Origin of the sequence: Pseudonocardia sp. (genome assembly GCF_025965585.1) — a bacterium.
Taxonomy (GTDB): Bacteria; Actinomycetota; Actinomycetes; order Mycobacteriales; family Pseudonocardiaceae; genus Pseudonocardia.
Genome location: NZ_JAOPWR010000473.1, coordinates 1 through 8,292, shown reverse-complemented (window position 1 = coordinate 8,292; position 8,292 = coordinate 1). Strand labels below are relative to the sequence as shown.

Sequence of the window (8,292 nt, the reverse complement as noted above, 5' to 3'; positions counted from 1 at the left end):
GGGAGCGGGCCCGGCGCGGCGGCCAGCGGTGCGGGCACCGAGGGCATCCGCGTGCCGGTGGCCGGGGGCGGGCGCATCGGGGCGGCCGCAGGCCGTGCGGGCGCCTGCTTAGGGAGCGCGGCGGAGCCCTCGGTCCGCCCGACCGGCGGGCGCATCACGGCGGAGGCCATCGTCGGTGCGTCGGGGGAGCCGGGGTAGATCGGGTCGTCAGGGTCGTCGATGAGCGGGCGCAGCCGCTGGCGGACCTCCTCCAGGGGCATCCGCGCGTCCGGGTCCTTCACCATCAGGGCGCGGATCACGTCGGAGACGGGCCCGGTCGCGCGCGGGCGGGGGACCTCGCCGTCGACCACCTCGGTGATCGTCGAGACGGGGTCGCCGTGCACGTCGTAGGGCGGGCGGCCCTCGACGGCGGCGAAGAGCGTGGCCCCGAGGCCCCACAGGTCCGCGGCCGGCGTCACGGCGTGGCCGGCCGCCACCTCCGGCGCGATGTACGCGGGCGAGCCGAGCACCAGGCCGACGCTGGTCATCGGGGCGTCGGCGGAGTTGCGGGCGATGCCGAAGTCGGTGAGCTTGACGCGCCCGTCGTCGGCGACGAGGACGTTGCCGGGCTTCACGTCGCGATGGGTGATGCCGGCGCGGTGCGCGGCCCGCAGCCCGCCCGCCGTGGCGAAGCCGACGACCGCGGCCTGCTGGATCGTCAGCGAGCCCTGCTCGCCGATCATCGTGGCGAGGTTGCGGGAGGGCACCAGCTCCAGGACGACCATCGGCTCGCCGTCGTTGTCGACGACGTCGAAGACGGTGATGACGTTGGGGTGCGAAAGGCCGCCCAGGGCCCGCGCCTCGCGCATGATGCGTTCGCGCAGGTCCAGCGCCTCCTGCGACGGGACGCCCGGCGGCACCTTCAGCTCCTTGACGGCCACCCGCCGCTGCAGCACCTCGTCGTACCCGGACCAGACGGTGCCCATGGCGCCGCTGCCCAGGTGGGCGGACAGCCGATAACGACCGCCGATGCGGCGGTCGGAGTCGTTACTGTCCTCAGGCACTTACCCATTCTGACCAGCCGCCCATCACGCTGCGCTGTCGCCCCCTCGGACAAGCGTGCGGCGTGGGAACGGCCGGTGGGGGGTCGAGACGTGTCGGGTACGACACGATCGGGTACGTCGTGTCACATGAATGTTGGAGAGACAAGGCCTGCTACCTGCGACGAACGGGGTATCAGGCCGCTCGGCGTAGGACCACCCGACCGCTCGTCAACGGTGACGGGGCCGTCCGCAGCAGCTCGGCAACCCCTCGGCGAGCGTTTCCCGCCAGGCCCCGTTTCCGCTTGGTACACCGCCGTCCGGGTGAGCACCATGGCCTGATGCACGACAGAGCAGCATCGATGCGCGCTCCGCTGCGGCACCACGCCGACATCGGCTCTGAAGGTGTGCAGTGACCCTGTTGGACGCGCACAACGACCTCCTGCCCGTCGCCGAACCGGCCGTCGCCGACCTCGGTGCGGGCAGTGGCCCCGCATGGCTCGACTCGTGGCTCGGCGCCCGCCGCTCCGACGTGGTGGCGTGGCGTCGCTCGCTGCACTCCGTACCGGAACTCGGGCGCCAGGAGCACCGCACCACCGCGATGGTCGCCCGTCGCCTCATGGCGGTCGGCCTCGAACCCCGCACGCTTCCCGGCGGCACCGGCCTCGTCTGTGACGTCGGCTACGGCGACCGCTGCGTCGCGCTGCGCGCCGACCTCGACGCCCTGCCGCTGCAGGAGGACACCGGCCTGGCGTTCGCGTCCACCGTCGAGGGCGTCTCGCACGCCTGCGGACACGACGCCCACACCTCGATCCTGCTCGGCGCCGCACTGGCGCTGGCCTCGGCGCCGTCGCTCCCCGGCCGCGTCCGGCTGATCTTCCAACCCGCCGAGGAGATCCAGCCCGGCGGTGCCATCGACATGGTCGCCGACGGCGCCATGGAGGGCGTCGACCGCGCGTTCGCGCTGCACTGCGACCCGCGTCTCGAGGTCGGCAAGCTCGGCACCCGCGTCGGCCCGATCACCTCGGCGTGCGACGTCGTCGAGATCCGGCTCACCTCGCCCGGCGGCCACACCTCCCGCCCGCACCTCACGGCCGACCTCGTCGAGGCGATGGGCCTGCTCATCACGCAGCTGCCGCTGCTTCTCACCCGTCACGTCGACCCGCGCTCGGGCACCGTCCTCGTGTGGGGTGCGGCGCACGCAGGCGAGGCGGCCAACGCCATCCCGCAGCACGGCCTGCTTCGCGGCACGCTGCGCACCGCCGACCACGCCACGTGGAACGAGCTCGAGGACAAGATGCGCTCGCTCGTGGCGGCCGTACTGGCCCCGATGGGCGTCGGCTACGTGCTCGACCACATCCGCGGCGTGCCGCCCGTGGTCAACGAGGAGGTGAGCGCCGGCATGCTCGCCGAGGCCGCCACCACCGTGCTGGGTCCGGACGCGTCCACGAGTACCGAGCAGTCCAGCGGCGGCGAGGACTTCGCCTGGTACCTGGAGCGCGTGCCCGGTGCCATGGCACGGCTCGGCGTCTGGCCGGGCCACGGGCCGATGCGCGACATCCACCAGCCCACCTTCGACCTGGACGAGCGCGCCCTCCCGTTCGGCGTTCGGGTCATGGTGAACGCGGCCCTGGCCGCCCTCACCCACTAGAACTCCGCCCGCCCCGGGGCAGAACCCCCGGGGCGGGCGTGATTCAGACGGACTTCGAACTCGGCCTGTTGCGCAGCGCGGCCACGTAGTCGGCGGGGGCGCCGGCCAGCTCGGCGGCGTCGGCGAGCACACCCAGGTACCGGGCGCTGGGTTCGCCACCCTCGTAGGCGTTGAGCACGTAGATCCACGCGAGAACGTCGCCCTCGAGCGTGTGCACCCGCAGCCGGAGCTTCTTGTGCAGGCCGAGCTCGCCACCCTCCCAGCGGTCCAGCTGGGCGGCGTCGTGGTCGGGCACGTCGTAGAGCACGACGAAGACCTGCGACCCCGGCTCCTCGACGACGGTGGAGAGGGCGCCCTCCCAGGCGTAGTCCTCGCCCCCGAACGTCAGCCGCCATCCCATCAGCCACCCCGTGCCCGCCATGGGCGAGTACGGAGCGCGTTCCTTCATCTGGGCCGGATCCATGTTCGATCCGTAGGCGGCGTACAACGGCACCAGCACAGAGTAGTGCGACGCTTCCGCGTACCGTGATCGGGCAACCGAGATCGAGCCGGACATCGAAGGAGGCGTCGTCTGTGACGCGGATCGTGATCATGGGCGGCGGGCCCGCGGGCTACGAGGCCGCACTGGTGGCCGCGCAGCACGGGAGCGACGTCACGGTCGTCGAACGCGAGGGCATGGGGGGCGCCTGCGTCCTTGACGACTGCGTGCCGTCGAAGACGTTCATCTCCTCCGCAGGTATCCGGGTCGACCTCCACCGCGCCGCCGACCTGGGCCTCACCGCCGACCGCCAGGCCGTCGGCGTGGACCTGCCCACCGTCAACGCCCGTGTCAAGGGCCTCGCGCAGGCGCAGTCGGCCGACATCCGGGCCCGCGTCGAGCGCGAGGGTGTGCGCATCCTCCGCGGCACCGCCGCGTTCAGCGACGAGCCGTCGGCCCGCGCGCAGCACGTCGTCCTGGCCCGCACCCGCGACGGCAACGTCGAGGAGCTGCCCGCCGACGTGGTGCTCATCGCCACCGGCGCCACCCCCCGCGTCCTCGACGACGCCAAGCCCGACGGCGAGCGCATCCTCACCTGGCGCCAGCTCTACGACCTCGAGGAGCTGCCCGAGCACCTCGTCGTCGTCGGGTCGGGCGTCACGGGTGCGGAGTTCGTGTCGGCCTACGTCGAGATGGGCGCGCGGGTCACCCTGGTCTCCAGCCGCGACCGTGTGCTCCCCGGTGAGGACGCCGACGCGGCCGCGGTGCTGCAGGACGTGTTCGCCGACCGCGGCGTGGAGATCCTCGCGCAGGCCCGCGCCGAGGCCGTCCGCCGTGACGGTGACGGGGTGGCGGTGGAGCTCGCCGACGGGCGCGTCATCCGCGGCTCGCACGCGCTGATGACGGTCGGCTCGGTGCCCAACACCACCGACCTCGGCCTGGAGAAGATCGGCATCGAGACCGGGCGGGGCGGCTTCATCCCCGTGGACCGCGTCTCGCGGACGTCCGTGCCGGGCGTCTACGCGGCGGGCGACTGCACCGGCGTGCTCATGCTCGCGTCCGTCGCGGCCATGCAGGGGCGCATCGCGATGTGGCACGCCCTCGGCGAGGGAGTCGCGCCGATCAAGCTCAAGACCGTGGCCGCGGCCGTGTTCACCCGCCCGGAGATCGCCACCGTCGGCATCAGCCAGCGCGCGATCGACGCCGGCGAGGTGCCGGCCCGGACGATCATGCTGCCGCTCTCCACCAACCCCCGCGCGAAGATGCAGGGGCTGCGTCGCGGCTTCGTCAAGCTGTTCTGCCGCCCGGCCACCGGCGTGGTCGTCGGCGGGGTCGTGGTGGCTCCCGTGGCGAGCGAGCTGATCCTGCCCATCGCGCTGGCCGTGCAGAACGGGCTGACCGTGGCCGACCTCGCGTACACGTTCTCCGTCTACCCGTCGCTGTCGGGATCCATCACCGAGGCCGGACGTCAGCTCATGCGCCACGGCGACCTGGACTGATCGGCCGTCCGCCTGCGTGGGCACCCGGAGGCATGCGGCAACGCTCAGCGGCTGCCGGTCCGACGTTCACGGGTGTCGCCCGCATCGCGCTGGTCGTGAACGACATGGAGAAGGCCGCGGCCCAGGTCTGGTGGCCCCACCCGTCCTGAGACGTTCCGGGGTTCTCTCGGGGTCATCCCCGATCCCGCGGGACGTGCGGAGCGCCACGATCGGAGCATGACCACAGCACCCGCTCCGTACCGCGTCCCCGCGGCCCCCGTCCTCGTCGCCGGTGTCGGCGCGCCCCTCGTGGCCGCCGCTGCCGTGTGGCTCCTGCCGCCCCTCGCCCTGGTGAGCGGTCTGCTCGCGATCCTCGCCACAGCCGGGGCGGCGCGCTACGTCACCCGCGGCCGCAGCGGTGCCGTGCTGGCACGGACGGGCCTTGCCGTCGGCCTGACGTCGGCCGTGGTCGGGCTGATCATCGGCGGCCTCGGGTTCGTCGCGATCCTGCTCGCCGGCATCACCGTCGTCGCCGGGGTGGCCGGTGCGGTGGCCGGCCGCGGCGTCACGTCCCGCGACCTGCGCTGAGGACGCAGAACGGCCGGTGCGGCTGCGGCCGCACCGGCCGTGGTCGTGGCGGGCTATCCCGTCCTGGCCAGTGACCGGCAGCCGGTCAGCGGGCACAGCTCCGTCGGGGTGAGGCGGGCGTGGAGCCCCGCCTCGGTGGTGGTCCGGGTGAACGGCCACCGCCCGGTGAAGCGCTGCAGGTACCAGTACAGGAACAGGTAGTCGGGCTCTGCGGTGTCGGCCACGAACACCTTCCGGCCCGGCAGATCGTCGATCCAGCGGGTCAGGGCGGTCATCGCGGGGGCGGGTGGGCGGCTGGCCCGGCGGGACGAGAGCCAGTCCTCGGCCCGGCGTCTCCACTGCTGGAGGGCGACGGGATGGAGGGTGGCGCCGGGCAGCTCGCGCACGTTGACGGTGGTGGAGCCGATCAGGTCACCCGCCGCTGTGTGGGCGGCGGCGGTGACGGTGAGCAGGGAGTGTGGGCCGGGGATCGGCCCTTCGGTGTGGATGTGGGTGGTCACGTACGTCTCGGGGGGCATGACGGATCCTGGTCGCCGATGGGGATGAGGGCGTGTCCACGGCGCGGCTGAGCCTGCGTGGCGGACGGGAGGAACCGGGCCCCGTGGATGGTCACACGGGTGGCGTCACTGCTGTTCCGCTATGCACTTGTCCAGCACGGTGCGGGTCGCTGTGGAAGAACCTGGCCGGACGACGTTAAACGGGCATACGGCACATCGTCAACGGTCGGTCGCCAACCGACCCGAGACGATGACGTCGACGCGGCGGTCGCCGTCCACCCACGCCGAGCGCATGCGCCCCTCCACCGCGAACCCGCACTTCTGCGCGACGCGTCCGGAAGCCTCGTTGCCGACGCCCCACAGGTAGCTGACGCGCTGCAGGCCCAGCCCGCCGAACCCGAACCGCAGCACCGCCCCCAGCGCCGTGGTGATCATGCCGCGGCCACGGGCGTGGGGGAGCGCCCAGCAAGCGGCTTCGGCGCTGCCCATCCGGACGTCGACGGCGTCGAGCGACACCTCACCCACCATCTCGCCGGTGGTGGGCTCGCAGACCGCCCAGGTGTAGCGCTCGTCGCGTGACCAGTCCCGGGCGCGCCGTCGGATGTACGCCTCGGCCTCGATCGGATCCGGCGCGGGCCGGTGGCGCCAGCGCCGGATCTCGGGATCCTCGCAGGAGGCGACGACCGCGTGCCGGTCGTCGATGCGGTCGTCGCAGCGCAGGGCGCGCAGGTACCAGGCGCCCGCGTTGATCTCGACCGGCTCCATTACTCCTTGATCTCGCAGATCACGGTGCCCTGGGAGATGGAGCTGCCCGCCTCGGCCGACAGCCCGGTGACCGTGCCGTCCTTGTGGGCGGTGACCGGGTTCTCCATCTTCATCGCCTCGAGCACGACGACGAGGTCGCCCGCGGAGACGGTGTCGCCGTCGGACACGGCGACCTTGATGATCGTGCCCTGCATCGGGGCCGTGACGGCGTCACCGGACACCTTGGCACCGCCCTTGCCGCCGCCGCGCTTGCGCGGGGGAGCCTTCGCCGCGGTCGCGCCGCCGCCCCCGCCGAGCGCGAGGTCACCGGGCAGCGACACCTCGAGCCGGCGGCCGCCGACCTCCACGACGACGGTCTGGCGCTCGGTGGACTCCTCGTCGGCGCCCTCGCCGCCCTCGAACGGCGGGACCGTGTTGTCCCACTCGGTCTCGATCCAGCGGGTGTGGACGGTGAAGTCGTCGGTGGCGAACGCGGGGTCCTCCACCACCGCGCGGTGGAACGGCAGCACGGTCGCCATGCCCTCGACCTGGAACTCCGCCAGCGCGCGACGGGAGCGCTCCAGTGCCTGCGCCCGGTCGGAGCCCGTGACGATGAGCTTGGCCAGCAGCGAGTCGAACTGGCCGCCGATCACCGAGCCGGACTCGACGCCAGCGTCCACGCGCACGCCCGGACCGGCCGGGTACGAGATGGACGTGACGGTTCCCGGGGCGGGAAGGAAGCCGCGGCCAGCGTCCTCGCCGTTGATGCGGAACTCGATGGAGTGGCCGCGCGGCTCGGGGTCCTCCAGGACGTTGAGCACCTCGCCCTCGGCGATGCGGAACTGCTCGCGCACCAGGTCCAGCCCGCTCGTCTCCTCCGAGACGGGGTGCTCCACCTGCAGGCGGGTGTTCACCTCGAGGAACGAGATCAGCCCGTCCTGCCCGACGAGGAACTCGACGGTGCCGGCGCCGTGGTAGCCGGCCTCCTTGCAGATGGCCTTCGCGGCCTCGTGGATGGTGGAGCGCTGCTCGTCGGTGAGGAACGGGGCGGGCGCCTCCTCCACGAGCTTCTGGAAGCGGCGCTGCAGCGAGCAGTCGCGGGTGCCGACGACGATGACGTTGCCGTGGGTGTCGGCGAGGACCTGCGCCTCGACGTGACGGGGCTTGTCGAGGTAGCGCTCGACGAAGCACTCGCCGCGCCCGAACGCCGCGGTGGCCTCGCGCACCGCCGAGTCGTACAGCTCGGCGATCTCCTTCTCCTCGCGCGCGACCTTCATACCGCGCCCACCGCCGCCGAACGCCGCCTTGATCGCGACGGGCAGCCCGTGCTCCTTCGCGAACGCGACGACCTCGTCGGAGCCCGAGACCGGGTCGTTCGTGCCGGGGACGAGCGGCGCACCGGCCCGGGTGGCGATGTGGCGCGCGGTGACCTTGTCGCCCAGGTCGCGGATGGCCTGCGGGGTGGGCCCGATCCAGGTGATCCCGGCGTCGACGACGGCCTGCGCGAACTCGGCGTTCTCGCTCAGGAAGCCGTAGCCGGGGTGGATGCCGTCGGCGCCGGACTGCTTCGCGGCATCGATGATCTTGTCGATGACCAGATAGGACTCGGCCGCGGTCGAGCCGCCGAGCGCGAACGCCTCGTCGGCGAGCCGGACGAACGGCGCGTCGCGGTCGGGATCGGCGTAGACGGCGACGCTCGGCAGGCCGGCGTCCCGGCAGGCGCGGATGACGCGGACGGCGATCTCCCCGCGGTTCGCGATGAGAACCTTGGTCAGGCGCGGCACGGTCGGCCTCCTCGTGGAGCGCTGCGGAGCCCCGTGCTCCGGCGCGTGGTTAC

At 72.9% G+C, this 8,292-nt stretch carries 8 protein-coding genes; 3 read left to right on the top strand and 5 right to left on the bottom strand.

Annotation, left to right across the window (positions count from 1 at the left end; all coding sequences use genetic code 11):
* The coding region (locus JWR81_RS29025; protein WP_297659942.1) for a serine/threonine-protein kinase at nt 1-1,043 on the bottom strand (1,043 nt) is incomplete at its 3' end.
* Nucleotides 1,044-1,431: 388 nt separating this feature from the next.
* Here JWR81_RS29025 and JWR81_RS29020 point away from each other — a divergent pair.
* Nucleotides 1,432-2,670, top strand: coding sequence for an amidohydrolase (locus JWR81_RS29020; RefSeq protein ID WP_297659938.1), 1,239 nt, complete (start codon nt 1,432-1,434; stop codon nt 2,668-2,670).
* Nucleotides 2,671-2,713: 43 nt separating this feature from the next.
* On the opposite strand, the gene JWR81_RS29015 is transcribed toward JWR81_RS29020, so the two are convergent.
* The gene (locus JWR81_RS29015; protein WP_297659935.1) at nt 2,714-3,163 is read right to left on the bottom strand and encodes a gamma-glutamylcyclotransferase; all 450 of its coding nucleotides are present in this window, start codon (nt 3,161-3,163) and stop codon (nt 2,714-2,716) included.
* Nucleotides 3,164-3,243: 80 nt separating this feature from the next.
* On the opposite strand from JWR81_RS29015, the gene JWR81_RS29010 reads away from it, so the two are divergent.
* Nucleotides 3,244-4,647 (top strand): NAD(P)H-quinone dehydrogenase, encoded by a 1,404-nt coding sequence (locus JWR81_RS29010; protein WP_297659931.1) that lies wholly within the window; start codon nt 3,244-3,246, stop codon nt 4,645-4,647.
* Between the two features lie 216 nt (nt 4,648-4,863).
* The gene (locus JWR81_RS29005) at nt 4,864-5,214 is read left to right on the top strand and encodes a hypothetical protein (RefSeq protein WP_297659928.1); all 351 of its coding nucleotides are present in this window, start codon (nt 4,864-4,866) and stop codon (nt 5,212-5,214) included.
* Between the two features lie 53 nt (nt 5,215-5,267).
* Here the strand turns inward: JWR81_RS29005 and JWR81_RS29000 are convergent, their stop codons facing one another.
* From JWR81_RS29000 to JWR81_RS28990, 3 genes are all read right to left on the bottom strand, one after another.
* Nucleotides 5,268-5,732, bottom strand: coding sequence for a hypothetical protein (locus JWR81_RS29000; protein ID WP_297659925.1), 465 nt, complete (start codon nt 5,730-5,732; stop codon nt 5,268-5,270).
* Nucleotides 5,733-5,930: 198 nt separating this feature from the next.
* Entirely contained in the window at nt 5,931-6,476 is a 546-nt protein-coding gene (locus JWR81_RS28995) for a GNAT family N-acetyltransferase (protein WP_297659923.1), read from the bottom strand.
* Entirely contained in the window at nt 6,476-8,239 is a 1,764-nt protein-coding gene (locus JWR81_RS28990) for an acetyl/propionyl/methylcrotonyl-CoA carboxylase subunit alpha (RefSeq protein WP_297659945.1), read from the bottom strand. Before JWR81_RS28990 ends, JWR81_RS28995 begins: the two co-directional genes overlap by 1 nt.
* Between the last annotated feature and the right edge of the window lie 53 nt (nt 8,240-8,292).

Coding starts and splice junctions, on each gene's coding strand:
- JWR81_RS29005 (WP_297659928.1), top strand. CDS start 4,864: ATGACCACAGCACCCGCTCCGTACCGCGTCCCCGCGGCCCCCGTCCTC.
- JWR81_RS29000 (WP_297659925.1), bottom strand. CDS start 5,732: ATGCCCCCCGAGACGTACGTGACCACCCACATCCACACCGAAGGGCCG.
- JWR81_RS28995 (WP_297659923.1), bottom strand. CDS start 6,476: ATGGAGCCGGTCGAGATCAACGCGGGCGCCTGGTACCTGCGCGCCCTG.